A 22,794-nucleotide genomic window follows, 5' to 3' on the forward strand; every position below is an offset into this window, starting at 1 on the left:
GCGAGGCATACGCAATGAGCATCATCACTCCTAAATCAGCGCTGATTCCCTACGTCATCGAGCAGTCGCCGCGCGGCGAGCGCAGCTACGACATCTACTCTCGCCTGCTCAACGAGCGCATCATCTTTTTGGGAGAGGCCATCGACGACAACGTGGCGAACTCCGTGGTTGCGCAGCTGCTGCATCTTGAGAGCGCCGATCCCGACAAGGACATCTCCCTGTACATCAACTCTCCCGGCGGCTCCGTGACGGCTGGCCTGGCCATTCTGGACACGATGGACTTCATCAAGTGCGATGTGTCCACCATCTGCCTGGGCGAGTGCGCTTCCATGGGCGCCGTGCTGCTGTCCAACGGCGCGAAGGGCAAGCGCCTGTGCCTGCCGAACTCCATGGTGCTCATCCACCAGCCGTCCGGTGGAGCGCAGGGCCAGCAGACCGAGATCGCCATCGTTGCGGACTTCATGCTGAAAACCCGCAACCGCCTGAACAAGATCTTGGCGGACAACACGGGCCAAACGCTCGAAACCATCCAGAAGGACACGGAGCGCGACAACTACATGACGGCGGAAGAGGCGGTTGCATACGGTCTGGTCGACCGCATCACCACGTCGCGCGCCGCGGTTCCCGGCTCCAACGAGTAGAGAAGCGAACAGGATACATGAACGACAGACGCGACGACGAATTCGACGGTCGGAGTCCCGAAGACATTGCATGCGCCTTCTGCGGCAAACGCCCGCACCAGGTGGCTGCGATGATCTCGGGCCCGAACGGCATTTACATTTGCGATGAGTGCATTTCCGTGTGCGCCGACGCCATGATGCGCGACTTGGGCTTGACGGTCCCCGGCTTCGAGGCCGAGGGATCGGAGCCGGCGTCCCGAGCGGCGTCGGGACGCCATGCCCGCGTAGGCGCGCAAGGCGAGCCCGTCGCGGCTGAGCCCGCGCCCGAGGACGTGCTGGCCGACCTGCCGACCCCGCATCAGCTGTACGCCGAGCTTTCGGAGCACGTGGTGGGGCAGGAGCAGGCGAAGCGCGCCTTGTCCGTGGCGGTGTACAACCACTACAAGCGCATCAGCCTGGGCGCCGACGGCGAAGACGGCGATGTCGAGCTTGCAAAGAGCAACATCATGCTTCTGGGCCCCACCGGCTCGGGCAAGACGCTGTTGGCGCAGACGCTGGCCCGCACGCTGCGGGTGCCGTTCGCCATCGCGGACGCCACCACGCTGACCGAGGCCGGCTACGTGGGCGAGGATGTTGAGAACATCCTGCTCAAGCTCATCACCTCGGCGGACTTCGACATTCCGCGCGCCGAGATCGGCATCATCTACATCGACGAGATCGACAAGGTGGCGCGCAAGGCCGAGAACCTGTCCATCACGCGCGACGTGTCGGGCGAGGGCGTTCAGCAGGCGCTGTTGAAGATCGTGGAGGGCACGGAGGCGAGCGTTCCGCCCCAGGGCGGCCGCAAGCATCCTCAGCAGGAGCTCATCCATATCGACACCACGAACATCCTGTTCATCCTGGGCGGCGCGTTCGTCGGCCTGGCCGACATCATCGCCGAGCGCGTGGGCAAGAAGGGTCTGGGCTTCAACGCCGAGCTGCCCGAGAGCAAGAAGAAGGCCGAAGCTGAGCTTTTGGCTCAGGTACTGCCCGAAGACCTGAACAAGTACGGCATGATCCCCGAGTTCGTGGGACGCATTCCGGTGGTCACGTCGCTTTCGGAGCTTTCCGAGGAAGATCTCGTGCGCATTCTGACCGAGCCGAAGAACGCTCTGGTGAAGCAGTACACGAAGATGTTCGAGTTCGAGGAGTCGGAGCTGACGTTCGAGCCCGAGGCCCTGCGCGCTATCGCGCACGAGGCCGTCGAACACGGCACGGGCGCACGCGGCTTGCGTTCGATCTGCGAGCGCGTGCTGCAGGACGTGATGTACGATCTTCCCGAGCAGGACGGGCTTTCCCGCGTGACCATCCAGGCCACGGACATTACAGGGGAGACGAAGCCCCAGATCGAGGCGGTCGAGGACGCGGAGCAGCTGCAGAGCGCTTAGCGCCGGACGGTATAGGTAGGTACGAGCGGGCGGATCGCGAATAGGCGGCGCGCCCGCTTTCGGTTTGAGAGACGCGAGGATGAGGGAGCCGACATGGCTGATAACGGAAAGAAGATCGACTACGATTTCGCCGCGCACGAGCGTCCGCTGTTCGAGGCGTGGAAAGATGCCGGCTACTTTCAGCGCGGCGAAGGCTTCGGCGCCAAGAAGGGCCAGCCGTACACCATCGTGATTCCGCCGCCGAACATCACGGGCGTGCTGCACATGGGCCATGCGCTGAACGATACCATCCAGGACACCTGCATTCGCCGCGCGCGTATGCAGGGACGGCCCACGCGTTGGATCCTGGGAACCGACCATGCGGGCATCTCCACGCAGACCAAGGTGGACAAGAAGCTTGCCGACCAGGGCATCAGCCGTTTGGAAATCGGGCGCGAGGCGTTCATCGAAGCGTGCTACGACTGGTACAAAGAGTACGGCACCACCATTGTGAACCAGGTCAAGGGCATGGGCTGCTCGTGCGATTACGACGACGAGCACTTCACGCTGGAGCCGGGCTACGTGAAGGCCGTGCGCAAGCTGTTCGTGGATTGGTACAACGACGACTTGATCTACAAGGGCAAGCGCATCGTGAACTGGTGCCCGCACTGCACCACGGCCATTGCCGACGACGAGGCCGAGTACGTGGACGAAGCAGGTCATCTGTGGTACCTGCGCTATCCCTTGACGCAGCCTGAAGGCGATCTGGAGTACCTGGTGGTGGCCACGTCCCGCCCCGAGACCATGCTGGGCGACACGGGCGTTGCGGTGAATCCGAAGGACGAGCGCTTCGCTCATCTGGTGGGCAAGACGGTGACGCTGCCGCTTGTGGGTCGCGAGATTCCCATCTTCGCCGACTGGCACGTGGACATGGAGTTCGGCACGGGCTGCGTGAAGACCACGCCTTCGCACGATCCGAACGACTGGGCCATGGGCGAGCGCAACGGTCTTGAGCGCATCAACATCTTCGACGAGACGGCTCACGTGGTTGAAGGCTACGGCCAGTTCAGCGGCATGGATCGCGACGAGGCCCGCGAGGCTATCGTGGCCGCGTTCGAGGATCTGGGCCTGCTTGAGAAGGTGGAGGACCACGACCATTCCGTCATGACCTGCTACCGCTGCCACACGAAGCTGGAGCCGTGGGAGTCCGAGCAGTGGTTCGTGGCCGTCGACGGCCTCAAGAAGGACGCGGCGCGCGTGGTGGAGGACGGTTCCATCCAGTTCCATCCCGAACGCTGGAAGCAGGTGTACTTGGATTGGCTGGCCAACCTCAAGGACTGGTGCATTTCGCGTCAGCTGTGGTGGGGCCACCGCATTCCCATGTTCTACTGCGACGCGTGCGGCTGGGAGGGCGCATCGGTCGAGGACGTGGACGTATGCCCCGTGTGCGGCGCGCCTGTGCGTCAGGACGAGGACGTGCTGGACACGTGGTTCAGCTCGCAGCTGTGGCCCTTCGCCACGATGGGCTGGACCGAAGAGGGCATGGACGCTCCGGAGATGAAGGCTGCGTACCCGACGCAGGTGCTGTCCACGGCGCGCGACATCATGGGCTTGTGGGTGGCGCGCATGGTGATGGCCTCGATGTATTGCTGCGACGAGATTCCGTTCGAGCACGTCATCATTCATCCGACCGTTATGGCGGCCGACGGCAAGCCTATGTCGAAGAGCCGCGGCAACGGCGTGGATCCGCTGCGCTTGATGGAGGATTACGGTGCGGACGGCATGCGCTTCGGCCTGCTTATGCAGGTGACGGGTGCTCAGGACCTCAAGTTCAACGAGGCGAAGCTGGAAAGCAGCCGCAACTTCGCGAACAAGATCCGCAACGCCGCCCGCTTCGTGCAGATGAACCTGGACGATTACGTACCCGGTGCTCCCGATCCCGTGACGCCGGTCGACCGCTGGATATTCTCGCGTTTGGCCGGTTTGGTGGCGCGTCTCGACAAGGCGTACGGCGCTTTCGAGTTCGGCGAGATCACGCGCGAGCTGTACTCGTTTTTCTGGAACGAGTTCTGCGACTGGTACATCGAGTTCTCGAAGGCGCGCCTGAACGGATCGCCCGAGGATCGCGCGGCCTGCCAGCGCAACCTGGTGTTCGTGCTTGACCAGGCGCTGCGTCTGCTGCATCCCATCATGCCGTTCGTGACCGAGGAGATTTACCAGCAGCTGCCGATCGATCGGAGCGAGGCTCCGTACCTCATCGGCGCAGCTTGGCCCGATGCGGAGGCGCTTGCGCAGTACGTGGACGCCGACGCCGAGCGTGCCATCCAGATGGTGACGGAAACGGTTTCGGCCATTCGCTCCACGCGCGCCCGCTACGGTATTTCTCCGAAGACCGAGCTTGCCGTGGTCGTGAAGGCGGGGGAGGCCGACGTGGCTTTGCTGGAGGCTCAGCGCGGTTTGATCGAGGGCATGGGCACCACCGCTTCGCTGGAAATCGCAGCCGATGCGAACAAGCCGGCTGAGTCGAGCGTGACGCTGGCGCCGGGCCTTGAGGTGTACATCGTGTTGTCGGGCCTGGTGGACTTCGGTGCCGAGCGCGAGCGCTTAGAGAAGGAGCGCGCCAAGCTTGCTGCCGATGCCGCCAAACTGGACAAGAAGCTGTCGAACCCGGGCTTCTTGGCGAAGGCCGCCCCTGAGATCGTGGAGAAAGACCGTGCCAAGCATGCCGAGATGACCGACAAGCTGGCTCGCGTGGAGGCGCAACTGGCCGAGCTGGGATAAGCGTTCTCGGTGTAAGCTCGATATTGTGCAATTGGGCCGCCCTGCTTGTGCAGGGCGGCTTTTTTTTGGCGGTGAGGCCTCGCGTGTTTTGGACGATGTTGCCCGAACCGTGCATTGATGGCATTGACGGCGGTGCGGGCATCGTGGATTCGCCTGTTCGATGCTTGAGTTTACGGTTAGCTTTCACGTATACTACATGGCGAGCCGCAGGGAGCGCTAACTCCCCACGGCTCTCGAATCGCTTCGGCGGTTTGGCTTTTTCTTAGGGCTCCCTATCCTTTCGGACTGGGAGCTTCTCTATTATTACCGCGACGAGCGCGATAACGCTGGAGATCAGCTCGACGGCCGCCGTAATCAAAGCCAAATCGGTCATGGCGTCCACCTCCTCCCGTTTTTCCCTTCGTCGGGGGCATGGGTGGAAAGGGGCGTGGAGCCTCGCCGCCTGGTGATCCGTCCTTCCATGATAGCGGCTCGGCCTAGCGCGCAGATGGCGTGCGCCCAGCGCGGAGCTCGCGCGCTTCTTCGCGGTTCCGGCGCGGATCTAGCACGAATCCAGCGCGGGCCTTGCATGGATCTAGCGAGAATCTAGCACGGATCCAACATGGAGCTTGCATGCATCCAGCGGGGATCCAGCGCGGCGGTTGCGCTGCCGCCCCGACGGAGTCCTCCGGGGGAGGGGGGTCAGACCGCGATCTTTCGTTGTCCGGCGTAGGTGCTTTGGAGCGGGTCGTTATACGCTTATATGCCGCTCGTCTAACATTTAACGTTTTTCGTTACCTGCTTGTTGTATTTATACAACAAGTCGCTATAATCTTAACGGTGATAAGCGAACATTGATTTGAGGGCTACCTTGGCTATCCGTTTGGATCGATCTGGGGAATGCCTTCGAAGAACTCAGATAGAGTCATATCGAAGCCGTTTGCGATCTTCGCAAGGTTTTGCAAGGTGACATTGCGCTGACCAACTTCTATCGATGCCAGGTACGTGCGATCCATGCCTATTTTATTGGCAAATCGCTCTTGGCTGACATCGCAGGCAGCGCGAAGGTCCTTGATCCGTAACCCGACTTTTATTTGAAGAGTATTTCGCATTATCGCAGCGTATCGTGGGTGTTGTATAGATAACAACGGACTATATACAACATTGTACGAAACGTAAGGAGGGTGATGGGCAATTGATGCCCATTTACTTTCGAAATAGTTGTTGTATATAAGCAACAACCAAAGCATCTGAAAGGATGCGCACATATCTTTTGATGGCGCAATCGTCGCTAAGCGCGTTTCGCTGATCGAAAAGAGGATGAATAGCTGCACGGGCCTTTTCGGTCGATCGTCGCAAGTCGACAGTGCGCAGCTATTCATCCTCTTTTCTTTTGGCGAAATTCGGTGCGAGCGTGGCGGGAAAGGGGAGCAGCATGTGGTACGTGGCGCAAGTGCAAGCAGGACGCGAGTCGTCGACGCTTGAGATGTGCAAGAAACTGGTGCGCCCATCCGCCATGGAAGATTGCTTCATGCCCGAGTACGAGGTGCTGTGGAAGATACGCGGGGAGTGGCGCCTGGTGAAGCGCTTGCTGTTCCCGGGGTACCTGTTTTTCGTGACTGGCGATGTGAATGAGCTGCATAAGGACCTGCTGGGCGTTCCCATGCCTATTAAGTTGCTGGGCAATGAGGAGAACTCGTTCTTTCCGCTGACAGACAAAGAGCGTGATTGGTTCCTGTCGTTCATGGACGGCGCTCATGTGGTGCGCATGAGCGAGGGCTACATCGCGGGAGACAAGATTACCGTCACGCGTGGTCCGCTTATGGGCTTTGAAGGCGACATTCGCAAGATCGACCGCCACAAGCGCCGTGCCTACATCGACGTGACGCTGTTCGGTCGTACCGTTCCCGCCAGTGTGGGACTTGAGATTGTGAGGAAGTCCGCATGAGCGGAATCGTCCGACGGGGGGGGGGGTGCTGACCGCTTGGGTCGCATTATGGAAGAGAAAGGCCAACCGATAAGTAGATCGGTTGATGCGGAGGAGCTCGTGGCGGAGGGGAGCTGCTTGGTTTCCTTGATTGCGGCCGACGCTGTTCCTGAGGATGAAGTTGAGGTCCAAGTAGGTTCGAGGGAATTCGCCGAGGCTTGTCGATCTTTGGATCATAGATCGTTCGGGTATAAGGTAACAAAGAGGGTGTTTGACATTCTTTTCAGCGGGGTCGTTGTTGTCGTCGGCTTCTTGCCCTGCGCGTTGCTGTCTATTGCAATTGCAGTCGACACGAAGGGATCTCCTATATATACCCAGACGAGGATCGGGAAGAATGGCAAGACTTTTCGCATTAAAAAGTTTCGCACGATGGTGGTAGATTCTGACGACGTCGAAAAGTACTTTTCGGAAGATCAACTTAAACTCTGGAAACGAGAGAGAAAAGTTGATAATGATCCCCGGATCACGCCTTTAGGGCAATTGATCAGAGCCGCTAGCTTGGATGAACTACCTCAGTTTATTGATGTGCTTTTTGGTCACATCAGCATTATCGGGCCGCGTGCCATTACCGTTGATGAGTTGAATCAGCATTTTACTCTAGATGAGCGAAAAATGCTTCTTAGCGTGGCTCCGGGTATCACGGGTTGGTGGCAGGTTACCGACAGGAACAGAGCTACCTGGATGGGTGGATCTCGCCAGATGCTCGAGCTTTTCTACGTGCAGAATGCGAGTCTCAGCCTTGATGCCCGTGTGTTTTTTCGCACGTTCAAAGCAATGCGGAGGGGACAATGAGCTATCGGCCTTACAGCGTCCTTATGAGCGTGTATGGCAAGGAGAGTCCTCAGTATTTGAGGGAATCTATCGAGAGCTTACTTGCTCAGACCGTCAAGCCGTACGAGATCGTCGTTGTGGAGGATGGCTTCCTCACGCCTGAGCTTGATTGCGTGCTTAATAGATTTGATAATTCGTATCCAGGTTTGTTTAAACTCGTATCCTACAAAGAGAATCGCGGACTGGGTTTTGCATTGGAACAGGGTGTGCTTTCATGCGAATGCGAGTTCATTGCTCGCATGGACACGGATGACGTCGCACATCCAAGACGCATCGAGAAGCAACTCGACGCTTTCGAAGCAGATCCTTTTCTTGATATGCTTGGAAGCCAGGTTATCGAATTCGTTTCTTCTCCAAAAGAGCCGGTTTCTTGCTCGGATCTTCCCGAAGAGCCTAAGGATATTGCGGAGTACTCAAAGCGACGAAATCCTTTCCGCCATCCTTCGATGATGTTTAAAAAAAGTAAGGTTATCGAAGCGGGGAACTATAGTTCTGATTTTCTGTTCTTTGAAGATTGGGATTTATTTAACCGCATGTTGTCCCATGGTTGCAAAGCGCGAAACTTGCACGAGGTCCTTGTTGCCATGCGTGTGAGTGTTGACTTCTTCGCTCGTCGCGGTGGTCGTAAGTATCTGGGCCATGCATACGAGTTCAAAAAGGCCCAGCTGAGGTCTGGCTATTTCGCTCCTGCTGATTTCTGCGTGTCGTTTTTCCCGCACGCCGCCGTGTGTATGATGCCGAATTCTATACGTTCGTTTGTGTATAAGCGACTTCTTCGAAAGTCTAATAACGATATTGAAATCAAAGTAGGCAAATAATGAAGGTACTCGTTTACGTTGAGGCTTGGGGACAGGGTGGAATTGAATCATTTCTTATGAACATGTTTCGTTGCCTGCAGAACAATGGGTTCGAGTTTGTTTTGTTTTCTACATGGGAGTGGAATAGTTCCTACGATAGCGAACTTTGCGCACTGGGCATCGAAAGGTATTCGGTTTTCAATGGTTATCGCCCCGGGCAGCTTAAACGTCTGAGAGAAGGTTCTGCTGCATTTGAAAGGATCCTCAAAAAAAGACAATACGATGCCGTTTATGTCAATACAATGAACGGCATGGGCTTTCTCTATTCGGAGGTCGCCCGTCGCCGCGGCGTACCTGTTCGTTTGGTTCACTCCCATAACTCCACTTTTGGTCCCAATATGACGGCTGCAAAGACGGTTGCCCATAAGTTTGCCCAGTTGTTTTTAAGCGGTAGTGCCACAGCTTGTCTTGCATGTTCGGATGACGCTGGCCGCTATCTTTTTAATAAAAAACCCTTCGTGTTTGTTAATAATGGCATAGACACTCGTCGTTTCGCGTTTGATCCTAATGCCCGTGAACGAATCAGATGCAAACTCGGGATTCCGGCAAGCTCGTTTCTTGCGGGGAGCATCGGTCGCGTCTCTGCTACGAAAAATCCATTATTTCAAGTCAGAGCTTTCGCTGAAATAAAAAAACTCGATCCTTTTGCTCATTATCTCATGGTCGGCGACGGCGACATGCGTAGCGAGACCGAGGAGCTAGTAGTTAGGCTTGGACTTGAAGAAAGCTTCCATATGACTGGCTACTTGCCCGATCCCGCACCTTACTTTTCTGCATTGGATGTGTTCTTGATGCCCTCCCTTTTCGAGGGTCTTCCTTTTGCGGTCGTTGAGAGTCAATGCTCTGGCTGCAGCGTTTTGGCATCCGGTACGCTTCCGAAAGAGGTAGGTATTACGGATCTAGTGCGCATTATGCCGCTTGAGGCGGGAGAGGGGGCCTGGGCATCGGTTGCGGTTGAGATGGGTACGAGCGAAACAAATCGCTTGTTCTACTCAGAAAGGGTGGCGCGTGCGGGATTCTCCGCAGATGATGCATCCTGTCTTGTCGCCAAGATCCTGAACGCAGGCGATGGGGCCGGTGGTTCCATTGGGTAGCAAGTTGATGCTCTCTCTTGACTCGCCGGTCGTGTTTTTCGACATTTTCGATACGCTTGTAACGCGGGCCTGCGGCTCCCCGCAATCCGTCTTTGAATACGTAGAGCAGCGGGCGGTTGACGAAGGCCTTGCAGCATGGGGTTTTGCTGCCAAGCGGCTTGATGCCGAAAAAGAGTCGATCGAGGCTGTTGGTGCTGGAAAGATGAGACTTGAGGACATATATTTGCGTCTTGAAAGAGGGTTCTCGCGAGAGGTTGCCAAACAGCTCATGGATTACGAGTTGCAGGCCGAAATCGATTTTTGTATCCCTGTTCCTAGCGGCATTGACCTCTTCAATCATTGCGTTCAATCGTGCAAACTTGTGGTACTTGCGTCTGATATGTATCTGTCGAAAGAGGCAATCGAGAAAATACTTGCGAATTGCGGCATAGAGGGTTATTCGAAGCTGTATGTCTCGTGCGAGTACGGAGAAACTAAACGGAACGGCAGCTTGTTCAAGCTTGCAATGGTTGATCTGAACGTTCAGGCGGGCGATATTACCCACCTTGGAGATGATTTATTTTCGGACTATCTAAGTCCGCGTAAACTTGGTCTGAACGCAACATTGCTTCGTTTCGGTAAGCCGATCTCGCCTCTAAGGGTTTTCGTTGATCGCATGGCTCGAAATATCTTCCCCTCTCAAAAAACTAAATGCTTCGCAAACAGATATGAAACTGTAAACCCTTCCGTTTGTTATAAGGTTGGTTATTCGATCCTAGGGCCTATCCTTGCAAAATTTTGCGAGTGGATTCACGAGCGAAAGGAAGACGAAGGCATAGACAAGTTGTTTTTCGTCGCTCGAGATGGCTATCTAATGAAGCGGTTCTATGAGATTCTGTATTCCGATGAGCAGTGCGAATACCTGTTAGCCTCTCGTCGTTCCACAACGGTTCCACTGCTATGGCTCAACGAAGGGCTCGAAGGTTTTGTTGGCACCGCAGGACTTGGTTATGAGATGCAACTATCGGAACTACTTACGCGGCTCGGGCTTGACGGAGATGAGGCCGAAGAGCTTTCACTGAAATACGGCTTTGTTCCGAGTGATCGATTGCGGGTGGACGATCTTGCTCGAAACGAGAAGTTTGCTTCATTGTTTGGGGATGTTGCTCCTGCGGTGAAAAAGAACTCTCGATTAGAGTTCGAGGCAATGGGGGCTTACTTCAAGAGCGCGTTCAAAGGTTGCCGTGTTGTTGGGTTCGTCGATCTCGGGTGGCGAGGCAGCATTCAGCACGCGCTGGAGACCGCTTTTGTGGAATTAGGCATGGATATTGCTGTAAAGGGGTTTTACCTTGGCGTTTCGCCAAAAAGCAGATGGGTCGATAGACAAGATATGCGCGGCTTCCTTTTCTCCAAAGGAAAGGAAGAGCGGGCGGCGTCGGATGAGGAATGGTTCAATGCGCTCGTCGAAGCTTTCTTTGTAGCGCCGCATGGTTCTGCGCGACGGTATCGACTTGACGACTCGAACCGGGCGACAATCGATTTCGAGTCGTATGAAGCGGATGGCGAAAACGTTAGTTCTCCGTTGTTTGCGGTGCAGGATGCGGCATTGGAGTTTGCTAGCGATTACAAGACACGCAACTGGAGTCGCTATAATTTCATCGATATTATGGATGCTGCTAAAGCTCTTTATTCGTTGGGCCTCAAGCCGTCGCGTGAAGAGGCCGATGTTCTCGGAGACTGCGTTTTCGCCTATCAGGAGATCTTGCCCCTAGCGAAGCCGAGCCGCACACTGTTTCATTACCTTATAAACCCACGCGACTTAGTTTCCGAGATGAGCGTTTGTTACTGGAAGCCAGCATTTCTGAATCGCCTATTGAAGCTTCCCATAAACTATTGGCGAATCTTGAAAACAGCGAAACGTCTGTTTAGAGGGAACAACGGCTGAAGACGGCAAAGAATTGATCTCGAATCGCATGCATATCCTGTTCATCTCTGATGTGGTTACGGAAGGCGGTGCTGCAAAGGCGCTTACTGAACTATGTGAGGAATTTGTTAAATCGGGGCGCTGTGAATGCACCGTGCTCACCTCGCAGCGGTCGGCGTTTAACGATAACCTTGAATCTCTCGGCGCAAGGACCGTCGTGACTAAGCATGGGTCTTTTCTTGTTCCTCGACCGAATGCGAAGTGGAAGGCTCCTGCAAAGTACCTATTCGAGTTCGCGAGGTACATTCGAGGCTTGTTTGTCTCGGCAGCGATCGCTGCCGAGACGGTGGATTTTTCGACCGTAGATGTCATTCATAGCAATGTACCCAGAAACGATCTGGGCATCTTTTTGTCAAGGCGCTATAGGATTCCACATGTTGTACATCTCAGAGAATGCTCTTTCGCGCATTTCAACTGCTGGAGTTTCAGGTCCGATCCGGTTGGTTACCTTACACGGGGTGCCGATATGTTTGTGGCGATTTCCGAGTCTACTGCACGTTATTGGATCGGTCTGGGCATTCCGAACGACAAAGTCCGTACTGTTCATGACGGCGTGCGTATCCCTGAGGATATGGGCAAAGGGATTCCTTTTTTTAAGGACAATAAATCGACGAAACTTCTTTTTCTTGGAGGATACGTTCCGGCGAAGGGTGTCTGGGATGCGGTTAATGCTTTCAGACTTCTCGTGGATAGACATGGGGAGACTGTAACAATGGATATTTATGGCGGGGGCTCCAAAGAGGTTCGCAAAAAGATTTCCCGTTTTGTCGCGGAGAACGGGTTGGAGAATGCCCTTTCGCTTCACGGGGTTGTTGATGATGTTTGGACTCTTATCCCGAGGTTTGACATCGGGATGGCTTGCTCTTCCAACGAGGGATTTGGTCGAACGGTTATCGAGTATTCGGTATGCGGCGTCGTACCTGTTGTGTCGGATTCTGGCGCTTTTCCTGAGCTTGTTGAGAATGGGATAAACGGTCTTGTTTATGCGAAGGCTCAGAGCGGTTTTGGGCTTGCGGAGCAGTTGAGCAAGTTGCTTGATGATCCGGCGCTGCGGACGAAGCTTTCCAGATCTGCGCGTGAGAACGGCGGGCGCTTCTCTTCTGAGGAGAGCGCCAATGCAGTTCAGGGGGTTTACGATGATTTATTGAGGTGCCAGGGAACCCCTGCGCGTAATCATGGAGCGTAGAAGAATGCCGCAGACAAAAGCAGTCGCAATTTTAAGGCCGCGCGCCTTGTGGGAAGAGCTAAAAGAGCTGCCTTTTTCTGAATTTTGCTATTATGCTGCATTTGCCTGCTATTCACTTATGTGCGGCCTAGAGAGGACGACTTTCGAATGGTTCCTCTTTATGCCTATCGATGTGTTTAATGTACTTTTGGAAGTTGCTGCTCTTTTTCTTCTCGCGATAAAGATGCTGATCCAGGGGTCAAGGCCGGTGAACTGGCTCTTGTCTTTTTTTCTCGTCTCGATAGGTTTTATTTCATGGACTCAATCGTCTGTGGGGAGCCTGTTTTGGCTTGCCCTGTTCGTGGTTTGCGGAAAAGGCATTAGAATTAGACCGCTTGCTGCCGTTGCATTGTTGGTTACGTCTATCGTATTGATGGTAACCGTGCAGTTCTCGTTTGCCGGCGTTATTGAAAACATAGGCATTGCAAGCGGGAGCTCTACTCGATGGGCGCTTGGCTTTCAGCATCCTAATTCGTTGGGCGTCTATGCTTTGCTTGTCGGCATTTCCCTTTCAGTATTGCGATTTGGAAAAAACCCAGCTCCTGACATCGTTGTTCTTTTATGTATTTCGGTCTTTTGTTGGACGGTTGCCTATTCGAGAACCGCTTCTATGCTTGCCATTGTTCAGATAGCAATCCTGCTTTGTTTTTACAATGCGAAAACAAAAGGGACAAGGAGACGGTTGACGATTGTTTTCGTTGCAATGATAGTCGTCATCGCGGCCTTTAGTTTCTTTGCCATGGTGGCTTATACGCCTTCGAACGCACTGCTGTTCAAAATCAACGATCTTATGTCCGGCAGATTGTATCTTATGCATGGATACTATGAACTGTCGCCTGTTAGCCTCTTTGGCTTTAATTTCGAAGCCCAAGCCCCCATTTTTCACGATGAGTACGGTCGGCCGATGTTCTTTATCGTGGATAATGCCTATTGTCATGTATTTCTAAGGTACGGGCTCGTCCCGTCCGCTCTGTTCTTTGGAGGTTATGCTTTCCTTAACAAATATAGTCATTTCAAATAACCGCAGCAGTCTGACCAGCGGTTTTTATAATCCCATCAACCTTAGCAACCGTAAAAACGCCAACTTAGGATATGCGAAGGATATGGGAAAGCGTCGAAAACGACATCGAAAAAGCCCGCGCCCCCGAAGGAGCGCGGGCGGTCCCCGAAGGGACGATGCAGCGGCCTGGGCAGGCTGCTGCACGGCGGGCCGTCCGAGCGCAGCCGCCGGCTACCCCAGCTGCATGTCCCCGCCGACGCCGGTCGGCACCTCGCCGGATACCATCGCGCCCGATGCCCCGAAGGCGTACCACTTGCCGCCGATGCTTCGGCACGACGAGCGCGCCATCGCCCCGGACTCGTCGAGCCAGTACCACTTGCCGCCGTCGAGCAGCCATCCGGTCTGCATCGCGCCCGACGCGTCCAGGTAGTACCATGCTCCGTCGACCTCCGCCCGTCCCGTGGCCATGGCGCCGGAGCCGGTCAGGTAGTACCGCTTTTCGCCGACGCTCTGCCAGCCGGGTAGCATGCGGCAGTCGTCGCCGAACAGGTACCACTTGCCGTCGACCAGCTGCCATCCTGTGAGGGCGTATCCGTCCGTCCCGAAGCGGTACCACGCGTCGAGCGCGAGCCATTCGCCGGCAGGCCAGGAGCCGTCCGCCCGCCTGTACCACCAGCCCTTCCCGTCGCGCACCCATTCGCCCGACGCGCCGGACAATAGCGCGTTCACCCGGTCGGCGATCTCGCCCAGGCGGCCGTACAGCGCGCCGGGGCAGAACGTCGCGTAGAAGTCGCGGTGGCCGTACAGCGTCTCGCCGACGTCCAGTCGCGCGTACCCCAGCTCGCGGCATTTGTCGGCCAGGAACTCCACGAGCGTGTCGACCGTGCCCTCGGCCACCGGCCAGTCCCCGCCCGCGGAGGAGTTGACGCACTCGATGTGGACGAGGTGCGCGTTCGCCCACGAGTCTCCGGCCGCCCACGCGTTGTCCTCGTCGGGCAGGAAGCGGCGCACGTGGCCAGGCTCCACGCCGTAGTGCGCCGACGTCCCGTTGGCAAGGAACGTCGGGGCCATGTCGATGGACGTCCCGGCGGCGTGGTGGATGCAGAACCCGCGCCCCTCGGCAGAGATATGGTTGGTGTTGCCGGCGGCGCGGTAGTCCTCGTCCATGACGTAGGCCATGTCAGCCCTCCTTCTTCGCGGCGATCTTCGCCACGCTCGCGCCGCCCTCGACCTCCGGCATGCCCGCCACGCTCGTGAGCAGGCTCACGACGGCAGCCAGGGCGGCCGCGCTGCCGACCATGGCCCACTGCACATCTCCCATGACGGCCGCTGCGCCGATAACGCCGACGGCGGTCTGCGCGGCGGTCTTCACCGCTCGGACCGCGGCGGCCCGTGCCCACTCTTTCACGGTCTTCTTCATTTGCTCGTCCTTTCCAGTAGTATCTCCAACTTGGTTTCGATGCGGTCGATCTTCGCAGCGTTGCGTCCGCTTTGGCGCGCGTCCTCGTCGAGCTTGCGCGACACGCGGTCGATCATGCGCGTAGACGATTCCAGCGCGGCGGCCACGCTCTCGCTCACGTCGTTGCTGCGGTCTATGGCCTGGATCCACTGCCCCTCGGTGCGGGCGCGCTCCTCGCTCTCGCGGGCCTTGCGGCGCTCCCGCTCCTCCTCGACCGCCGCCCGCCTGTCCATGTACGACGACCAGGCGGGGAAGCCTTTCAGCAGCAGCGCCGCGCAGACGATCACGACCAGGGCGCACATGACCCAGGCCGCCCCCTCTTGCGCGATCGCCTGCGCAAGCGTGCTAACGCTCGTTTCGTACGGCACCGGTCGCCTCCTCGTCTAGCACGGAGGCTCTTATCAGCCCCCGCTCTCGGTCGTCTATCGCCGGCCATATTCCGAGGACGTCCTCCAGCCTTTCGCCGCGCGAAACGCGGATCCTGGCGGCTGCCGTCAACAATCGAATCTGCGCGTCCGTCATATAGCGCCCCCTATCATGTCGGCCACCGCCAGCAGCATCTCCTCGTTCGCGCGCTCCCGCGCGGCGGCCTCCTCGGCGGCCCGCCCGCGCTCGACGGCCATGGCGGCCTCCTCCGGCGTCGGCACGGCGTAGAGCATGGCCTCCTCGTAGTCGTCGTCCGCCCACGCGAACTTCTCCACGTCGTCGGGCGGGACGGCTCCCTTCTTGACGACTATGGTCGGGGACAGCGTCCCGGCCGACAGGTCGGGGTTGGCTATCTCGTTCCCGTTCTCGTCGACGATCCTCATGCCGGCCATGCCCATCACCTCCATGTTCCGGTAACGTAGTAGTGCAGGTACACCGTTCTCGAGTAGTTGCCGACGCTCAGGACGAAGAACTTCGGGGCCTTGTCGCCGAACACCGTGTGCACGCCGGGCCAGAACGCTCCGCCGCCCGGGTCCTCGATGACGACGTCTGCATGCACGAGATTCGTAAGGGCGAACGGGAGGGCGTGGCCTCCGCGCATCGTCCCGTCGTACGTCATGCCGCCCCACTGCATGTTCGTGGACGTCGGCGTGGACGTTGCGCCCCAGCACTCGGCGAACCCCGACGCCCACTTGCGCCACCGCCAGATGCCGCTCGTGCCCTGGGCCACCACGAAGTCGGCCATGTTGCCGCCGTTGAGCCTGAAGGTGCCCGACGCCTCCACGGCCCCCTTCAGGAGCACGCCGCTTCTGTTGCACGCGACGCCGGAGTCGTAGGGCTGCACGGTCCCGTCGGAGAGCGTCTGGCAGGCGGCGAGCGCGATCGAGCCTGGGGCCATGACCGCCAGCTGGTCGGTGCCCGCGTAGTAGGCTATCGCCCCCTTGCCGCCGCAGAGCTTGATGACCGCGTTCGCAGAGTTGGCCGCAAGCTCCAGGAGCCCCGCTTTGAGGCGCGCGAGCACGGTGGTGCCCTGCCTCACCGAGACGCTGTCTCCGTCCACGTACACGTTGCCGCCCGACGGGCTGCCGATCGTCGCGGTCGATCCGTAGATCGGCGCGTTGCACGCCTGCCAGGCGGTTCCGTCGTACACGAACGGCACGGTTGAGCCGGGAACCCAGAAAGCAGCGTTCGCTCCGTTTATCATGATCCGCTTCGCGCCCGATCCGTTCACGTCGAGCGTCGGCAGGCTCGCCGTGTTGGAATGCGAGAACGTGACGGCGACGGCCGCCCCTGGGTACAGCGAGAAACCCGCCACGTCGGAAACCGCCTTCGCAGCCGTCGCAGCAGCAGTTGAACACGTACCGTACAGCGTCTTTCCGTCTGCTCCGTCTTGCCCGTTTGCTCCCGGCTTTCCCTGCGGGCCTTGCTCTCCCTTTATCTTAGTCCATGCGTACATAGACGGAGTTGAGCTGTCCGCTTGCGCATGGTCCGTGTACTGGCCTATATACAGCTTTCCCGTGCTGTCCGTCGTCGAGAAGCCGGACGTGCCGTCTGCGCTGTTAGCGTATGCTATATGGAGGTACGGCGTCTTTCCGTCCTCTCCCGGCTTTCCGGGCGTTCCGTTCGCGCCGTCAGCGCCCTTTATCTTGCTCCATGCGTACTTGGATGGGGTGCTGCTGTCTTCCTGCACGCTATCGACGTACATTCCTATATAGGCGCGGTCGCTTTCGTTCAAGCTGAAATCAACGGTTCCGTCCGCGCTGTTCGAATAGGCTATATGGGTATAGCTCGACACGCCAGGCTTGCCGTCCGCACCGGGCTTGCCAGGCATGCCCTGCGCGCCGTCTTCGCCCTGCAAGCCTTGAAGCCCCCGCTCTCCACGGTCGCCCTTGTCGCCCTTGATCCTGGTCCAGGTGTAGAGCGCCGGGTCGATCGGATCGGCCTCGGTCGAATCCACGCACGTGCCCATGTAGGGGCCGGGCGTCTCGGACATGGGGTCGCCCGTGGGCGATTCCGACCACTTGACGTGCAGGTAGCTCGGAGCGCCGTCCGCTCCAGGAGCGCCGGGCACGCCGTCCTCGCCGCTGGATCCAAGCGTGCGCGCCCACGAGTAGGCGTCCGGGTCCGCGGGGCCGTCTGGAGATCCGTTCGAGCATATGCCCATGTAGGCGGTGTCGGCCTGCGGGGCCTCGGTCATAGGGACGCCGTCTGGGCTTGCGGAGAACCTGATGTGCACGTAGGCGCCGTGCAGGTCCGCCAGAGCGTCGAGGGCGCTTTGAGCCAAGCCGGCCGCGTCCTTGGCGATCTTGTCGACGGCCTCCGCCGCCTCGTAGGCGCCGTTGATCCCGGCGTTGAGCGTGGCGGCGTGCTTGCGCACGATGTCGCCGATGTCGTCGCCCTCGACGCCGAACACGTACTCGTCGCCCTGCCAGTCGGTCGGGCGGTGGACGATCCTCGACACGATCATGTAGGAGTCGTACCCGTGCGGGGCGCTCGTCACCCGCACGTAGTCGCCGAGCTCGATAGGCTGGACGCGCGGATCGATGCGGGACAGGTCGTATGCTTTGACGTGGACCGTCTCGATCTCGTTGGCCTGCCCCGGCAGCCAGGACAGGGCGCGGTCTACCAGGTGCGCCGGGTCGGTCACGTCGTCCCACACGACGGCGCGCTCTCGGTACCCCACTTTCGACACGAGGTCGACCGAGACGACCGCGTCCCCGCGCTTCTCGTACCGCCCGTACACGTCGGCGTCGCCGTTTCCCAGGGGCGCGATGGTGATGCGGTCTTCCGATCCTTCAGGCTTCGAGCCGAGCGGGATCACCGCGGAGCAAATGGGCGATCCGTCGCGCGTGCGGGCGAACTTCAGCAGGTTCGCGCCGAACTCGATGCGCTGGGACGCGGTGCCGTCGGTGTCGGCCAGGTAGTCCACGTAGCGCGCGCCGCCCACGTAGCGGGCGCGGACGAAGCCGCCCAGCTTCTCGAGCAGCTTCTCGCGTATCACGAGGCCGGTGCTGGGGTACGTCGAGTCGGAGCGCAGGATGTGGTCGTTGTCGTCGAGGAGGTGGCCCTGGTTCACGCCGACCCTGAACTGCTTTGCCGGCTCGACCTTGGCGTTGTGGTTGTCGACGAGCCACTCGAAGTACCCGTAAGGGTCGCTCGGCGCGAGCAGCGGCGCTTCGCCCGCCACCGTGGAGTAGGGGCGCACCGACGTGTCGTTGAGGTAGGCGAGCTCGCCCTCGCATCGGTATTCGACGGTGCCCACGTCGTCCACGTCCTCGCAGGCGTAGGCGCGGCCCCGCATGAGGCAGCGGGCGCCCTCCCACGCCTCGATCTCCGGCTCGACCGATTCGAGCTCGATGATGCCGGCGCACTCGTGGGTCGCCGGCATCTTGAACGAAAGCTCCGATGCAGCGCGAAGCGAGCGTGTAAGCTGCACGTCCAAGAGATCGATGCCGGCGACCGGATCGTAGAGGACGCGCCCGCCGTACAAGATGCGCATGCGCGCCCTCCTTAGAAGTTGAGGTTTTTATACAAGTCCACGGTCATGTAGGTCGACTCGGGAACGATCTTCCCGCGCACGTACTGCCAGTTGCGCACCGCCATGGTGATGACGTCGTTAGCGGCAACCGGGATAAGGCGAGACACCAGGTCGAACACCACGTAGGTCGAATCGCTGTCCTCGGCGGAGTACTGCCAGAACGTCGTCCCGTTTTTCCTGATGTCGACTTCGAGCGCGTCGCCCGCCGGCAGGCTGTTCGCGTAGATGTGCACCGACACCTTGGCGAAGCCCGCTTCGGCGATCCTGATGCCGCCGCCCGACAGGCTGAACGCGTATCCCGTCTTGACGATCGAGCCGAACGGGACCGTCTTGTACTGGTTGGTGAGGTTCAGCGCGGAAGGCGCGTAAGCGGACGCCGCCTGGGTGAGCGTCGTTATGTATCTCTCGATCATCTGGTCGTTGCCGCAGAAGTCGGCTGGATCGACCAGGTCGTTGTCGCCGGGCAGCTTCAGCCCGAGCCTCGTCGTCGTTTCCATGCTACAGCTCCAATACCTCGTATGCGATCTTGACACGGTACGCCTCGTTGGGGGCGGGCGCGCCGGCCATGTACATGACCTCGTGCCACCTCTTGCCCTTGAGGTCGCCCCACGTGAGGCCCCTCGCCTTGAGGTCGCCCCACGTCGTGGTGCCTCCTCTGATCGAGCCGCCGGTGTTGACGTACACGTCCGACGCCCCGTCGCGGATCGTGAGGCCCACGGCCGTGTGCGATCCGGGCGGCAGCACGACGTCCACGCCGTTCGCCACGACGTGGCAGGGCATCTGCGACTCGAACACGGGGCGCACCCGCCCCCGCCCCGGCAGCAGGCGCACGTTCGCGCCCGCCTGGGCGTCGACCGTATGGACCTTCGTGCCGGCTGACTTGTAGGGGTTCGCGTAAACGTTCACGATCATCTTTTGAAAGCATGCCTGCTGGTACCATTCGTCGACGACGAAGCGGCCGCGGTACGTGTATCCCGGGTCGCTCGTCAGCTGGTAGTCGTAGGATCGGCCGTGCAGGAACCGGGCCAACTCAGTTTTCACGCGCTCGAACTCGCTCGGAGGGGAGTCGACGAGGAACACGAGCCTGTCCTCACGGTCCCCGTACAGGACGTCTCCGAACGCCTCGGTCACGTCGAGGGATCCGTCTCCGCCGGGACGTTCGAGCATGCACCTCTTCACTGGAGGCGGGTTGAAGGTGGACTCGTCGGTCAGCATGACCCCGAACCGGCTCTCGATGTCCACGCCTCCGACCGTTATGCTCACAGCCCGTACCCCTTTCTCCGCTCGATGGCCCCGAGCCTCGCCCCGATCGGGGCGGCGGCTGCGTTGTACAGCTCCCTGCCGTCCAGGTACAGCGCGACGGACAGCTTCCCTGACGACATCGCGGCCGACACCGCATCGTAGATGTCCGAGGTCGTGATCGGGTTCTCTATCTTGCACTCGACGGCTATCGGACGGTCGACTCCGACGGCGCGTCCGTTCTCCCCGTACGGTACGAGCGGAGTCACCTGCGACCGCGTCTGGACGTTCGGGAGGACGGCGGGAACCGCGCCCCGGAGGGCGTCCTCCGTGCCGGAGAGCGACGCCGACGCGAGGGAGCGCCCCGCTGCGTACGCCGCGTCCTCGTGCCTCGCCTCCTCCTCGATGTACCCGAGCGCGTACCACTTCATCATCTCGCGCGTCTTCTTCGCGGGGGACCCGGTCTGCTGCGCCGCGTTGCCTCCGCCGAGGGCGGCGTTGACGAGGGCGGCGCCGACGTCCCACGCGCTCTGGATCCAGTTGCCGATCGCTCCGACGAAGCCCTGCGCGAACCAGTCGCCGGCGCTCGACCCGTCCACGGACTCCGCTCCTCTCCTCGCCTCGTCGGCGAGCGACTGGCCGGGGGAGTAGGCGTTCGTCTGCCCGATGCCGAACGTGTAGCGCCCTCCGAACGCGGTGCCGCTCGGGGCGGCGTCGACAGAGCTGAAGCCCGTCACGCCGCTCTGGGCGACGAGCGCGGCCTGCTGCTGGGACAGCCATGCCGTTCCTCCGATGGCCATCGCGTAGTCCGCCGCTCCAGCTGCGCCGGGGGAGGCCCCGTCCGTTGACAGCCCGGCCGTCGCAGCGGACGAGTTCGCGATGGCCGCCGCCTCGGCGATGGTCTCGCCGTTGGCGATCGCGGCGGCGAAGGCCCCTACTGCCTCGTCTCCTTTGATGCCCGCCGCAGCCGCGAACTGCGCGAGCTGGTCGGCGGAAGCGCCGGTAACCGCTGCGGCCGCGTCGAGCGCCGCCTGAGCGTTGGACGCGAACCCGCTCGCGTAAGCCGCCGACGTGTCGCGCCCGGCCCCTTCGGCGACGCCTGTTTTCGAGCGGTACGCGGCGATGATCTCGTCCGCCGTGGAATTGGCCACGTCGATCCCGAGATCCGCGTCGAGGCCCCTCGCGAGCGCGCGCATCGCCTGATCCGCCTGCTCTTCCATTCCGATGGGGAGCTTCTCGACGGATTGCAATATAGCCTCTACCATCGCGGCGTTCTCGGCGCTGATCTTCCCGCCGTTGTCGGCGATGGACGCCTGCATGGCCATGAACGATGCGTTCTGGTCAGTGACGAGCGTTCCTAAGGCTTTCGTCACGTCCGCCACGCTTTTCCAGTACGGATCGGAAAGCGTCTCGACCGCCGCTTTCTGCTCGTCCGTGAAGCCTGTTATCGTCTCAGTCGATTCGGCGATGGCCAGCTTCGTGTTCGACAAGCCTTCGTCAAGCGCCGCTTTCTGTTCTCCGATCCATCGATTGAGCTCCGATATCGACTGGTCGTACTCCTGCTGCGTCATGGAACCTTCAACGCTGAATGCTTGCGTGAGGGTCATCAGCCTAGAGTTGTAGTACTCGTCTATGCTCGCAATGCCCTTGTCGTGAAAGTCCTGGGCGGTCGCCAGCATCTTGGCGGAATGCTCCTGCGTTATGGATCCCTCCGCATTGACCGCAGCCGTCACGCCCTGCATCCCGGACGAGTACGCCGTCACCTTCTCGGCTTCAAGCCTCTCTATCTCGGCGTTGTGCTCGCGAATGCTCTGAAGTTCGTCGTCGCGCAGGGCGCGCTGCTCAGCTATAGCTGCCGATATGATGGCAGTGATGGCGGCTTCGTGCTCTCCGATGACGCCAGACACCTCGCCAACCGTGGTGCCCGAGGACGTGAGCACCGCATCCATGTTGGTCACCATCGAGGAGGCGACTTCACATGCGTCGGCGTACGAGCTTATGGAGCTGCATGACGCGTCGAATTTCGAATTTGCTTCGTCAAGTCCGGTGGCAGCCGATATGATTTCGTTTACGGCGACGGCGACCGCCGTCACAGCCAAGGCGGCCCCCGCGCCTTTCGCAAGCGCGCCCATCCCGGTGTTGACGGTTTCTGCCGCGCGTGCCGCGTCCTTCGACTTGGACGAGAACTTCGCGAGCCCGGCGCTCAGTTTTCCGTACGCGCTCCAGCACGTTGACACCGTGCCCGCGACCTTCCCGCCGACTGAGACCAAGGGTCCCATGGCGGCTGCTGCGGCGAGCGCTCCGATGATCGCGCGCTGCTGTCCCTCGTCCATCTCGGCGAACGCCTTCGCTCCGTTGGACAGCGCCTCGAACAGAGGCTCCGCCGCTT

The 22,794-nt window shown here is 59.5% G+C and carries 19 protein-coding genes; 10 read left to right on the top strand and 9 right to left on the bottom strand.

The genetic code is table 11. From position 1 onward, the window contains the following. Positions 1 to 14: 14 nt before the first annotated feature. The 3 genes from LG373_RS03135 (at position 15) to LG373_RS03145 (ending at position 4,807) form a co-directional block, all read left to right on the top strand. A complete protein-coding gene (locus tag LG373_RS03135; protein WP_114567971.1) occupies positions 15 to 641 on the top strand; it encodes an ATP-dependent Clp protease proteolytic subunit in 627 nt (208 codons plus the stop codon). A 17-nt stretch (positions 642 to 658) separates the two neighbouring features. Then, positions 659 to 2,047, top strand: a complete 1,389-nt coding sequence (gene clpX / locus LG373_RS03140) for an ATP-dependent Clp protease ATP-binding subunit ClpX (protein WP_225748961.1) — start codon at positions 659 to 661, stop codon at positions 2,045 to 2,047. Between the two features lie 93 nt (positions 2,048 to 2,140). Further along, positions 2,141 to 4,807: a valine--tRNA ligase gene (locus LG373_RS03145; RefSeq protein ID WP_225748962.1), complete on the top strand. Its 2,667-nt coding sequence runs from the start codon at positions 2,141 to 2,143 to the stop codon at positions 4,805 to 4,807. A gap of 854 nt (positions 4,808 to 5,661) precedes the next feature. Here LG373_RS03145 and LG373_RS03150 read toward each other — a convergent pair. Then, positions 5,662 to 6,168 carry a helix-turn-helix domain-containing protein gene (locus tag LG373_RS03150; RefSeq protein WP_225748963.1) on the bottom strand — a complete coding sequence of 169 codons (507 nt, stop codon included), beginning with the start codon at positions 6,166 to 6,168 and terminating at the stop codon, positions 5,662 to 5,664. A gap of 53 nt (positions 6,169 to 6,221) precedes the next feature. On the opposite strand from LG373_RS03150, the gene loaP reads away from it, so the two are divergent. From loaP to LG373_RS03185, 7 genes are read left to right on the top strand one after another with little or no spacing between them, the layout of a single operon-like run. Then, complete coding sequence (loaP, locus tag LG373_RS03155) at positions 6,222 to 6,734, top strand: antiterminator LoaP (protein WP_225748964.1); 513 nt, start codon at positions 6,222 to 6,224, stop codon at positions 6,732 to 6,734. Between the two features lie 48 nt (positions 6,735 to 6,782). Continuing rightward, positions 6,783 to 7,565 carry a sugar transferase gene (locus LG373_RS03160; RefSeq protein ID WP_225748965.1) on the top strand — a complete coding sequence of 261 codons (783 nt, stop codon included), beginning with the start codon at positions 6,783 to 6,785 and terminating at the stop codon, positions 7,563 to 7,565. Positions 7,566 to 7,588: 23 nt separating this feature from the next. Next, positions 7,589 to 8,422, top strand: a complete 834-nt coding sequence (locus LG373_RS03165) for a glycosyltransferase (RefSeq protein ID WP_225748993.1) — start codon at positions 7,589 to 7,591, stop codon at positions 8,420 to 8,422. Then, complete coding sequence (locus LG373_RS03170; RefSeq protein WP_225748966.1) at positions 8,422 to 9,555, top strand: glycosyltransferase; 1,134 nt, start codon at positions 8,422 to 8,424, stop codon at positions 9,553 to 9,555. The genes LG373_RS03165 and LG373_RS03170 overlap by 1 nt, the downstream gene beginning before the upstream one ends. Further along, entirely contained in the window at positions 9,548 to 11,479 is a 1,932-nt protein-coding gene (locus LG373_RS03175; RefSeq protein ID WP_225748967.1) for a hypothetical protein, read from the top strand. Before LG373_RS03170 ends, LG373_RS03175 begins: the two co-directional genes overlap by 8 nt. A 28-nt stretch (positions 11,480 to 11,507) precedes the next feature. Beyond that, the gene (locus LG373_RS03180; RefSeq protein WP_225748968.1) at positions 11,508 to 12,704 is read left to right on the top strand and encodes a glycosyltransferase family 4 protein; all 1,197 of its coding nucleotides are present in this window, start codon (positions 11,508 to 11,510) and stop codon (positions 12,702 to 12,704) included. A gap of 4 nt (positions 12,705 to 12,708) precedes the next feature. After that, entirely contained in the window at positions 12,709 to 13,764 is a 1,056-nt protein-coding gene (locus tag LG373_RS03185; RefSeq protein WP_225748969.1) for a hypothetical protein, read from the top strand. A 210-nt stretch (positions 13,765 to 13,974) separates the two neighbouring features. On the opposite strand, the gene LG373_RS03190 is transcribed toward LG373_RS03185, so the two are convergent. The 8 genes from LG373_RS03190 to LG373_RS03225 all read right to left on the bottom strand — a co-directional run. After that, complete coding sequence (locus LG373_RS03190) at positions 13,975 to 14,922, bottom strand: N-acetylmuramoyl-L-alanine amidase (RefSeq protein WP_225748970.1); 948 nt, start codon at positions 14,920 to 14,922, stop codon at positions 13,975 to 13,977. A 1-nt stretch (position 14,923) separates the two neighbouring features. Next, positions 14,924 to 15,151: a holin gene (locus LG373_RS03195; RefSeq protein WP_225748971.1), complete on the bottom strand. Its 228-nt coding sequence runs from the start codon at positions 15,149 to 15,151 to the stop codon at positions 14,924 to 14,926. Between the two features lie 8 nt (positions 15,152 to 15,159). Further along, a complete protein-coding gene (locus LG373_RS03200) occupies positions 15,160 to 15,570 on the bottom strand; it encodes a hypothetical protein (protein WP_225748972.1) in 411 nt (136 codons plus the stop codon). Between the two features lie 150 nt (positions 15,571 to 15,720). Then, positions 15,721 to 16,020: a hypothetical protein gene (locus LG373_RS03205; RefSeq protein ID WP_225748973.1), complete on the bottom strand. Its 300-nt coding sequence runs from the start codon at positions 16,018 to 16,020 to the stop codon at positions 15,721 to 15,723. Positions 16,021 to 16,025: 5 nt separating this feature from the next. Further along, a complete protein-coding gene (locus LG373_RS03210; RefSeq protein WP_225748974.1) occupies positions 16,026 to 19,127 on the bottom strand; it encodes a phage tail protein in 3,102 nt (1,033 codons plus the stop codon). 11 nt (positions 19,128 to 19,138) lie between these two features. Continuing rightward, entirely contained in the window at positions 19,139 to 19,663 is a 525-nt protein-coding gene (locus LG373_RS03215) for a hypothetical protein (RefSeq protein ID WP_225748975.1), read from the bottom strand. A gap of 1 nt (position 19,664) precedes the next feature. After that, positions 19,665 to 20,429, bottom strand: coding sequence for a hypothetical protein (locus LG373_RS03220; RefSeq protein WP_225748976.1), 765 nt, complete (start codon positions 20,427 to 20,429; stop codon positions 19,665 to 19,667). Then, a partial coding sequence (locus LG373_RS03225) for a hypothetical protein (RefSeq protein ID WP_225748977.1) occupies positions 20,426 to 22,794 on the bottom strand: 2,369 nt, incomplete at its 5' end. The genes LG373_RS03225 and LG373_RS03220, both read right to left, overlap by 4 nt.

Source organism: Paraeggerthella sp. Marseille-Q4926, from assembly GCF_916618935.1.
Classification (GTDB): Bacteria; Actinomycetota; Coriobacteriia; order Coriobacteriales; family Eggerthellaceae; genus Paraeggerthella; species Paraeggerthella hominis.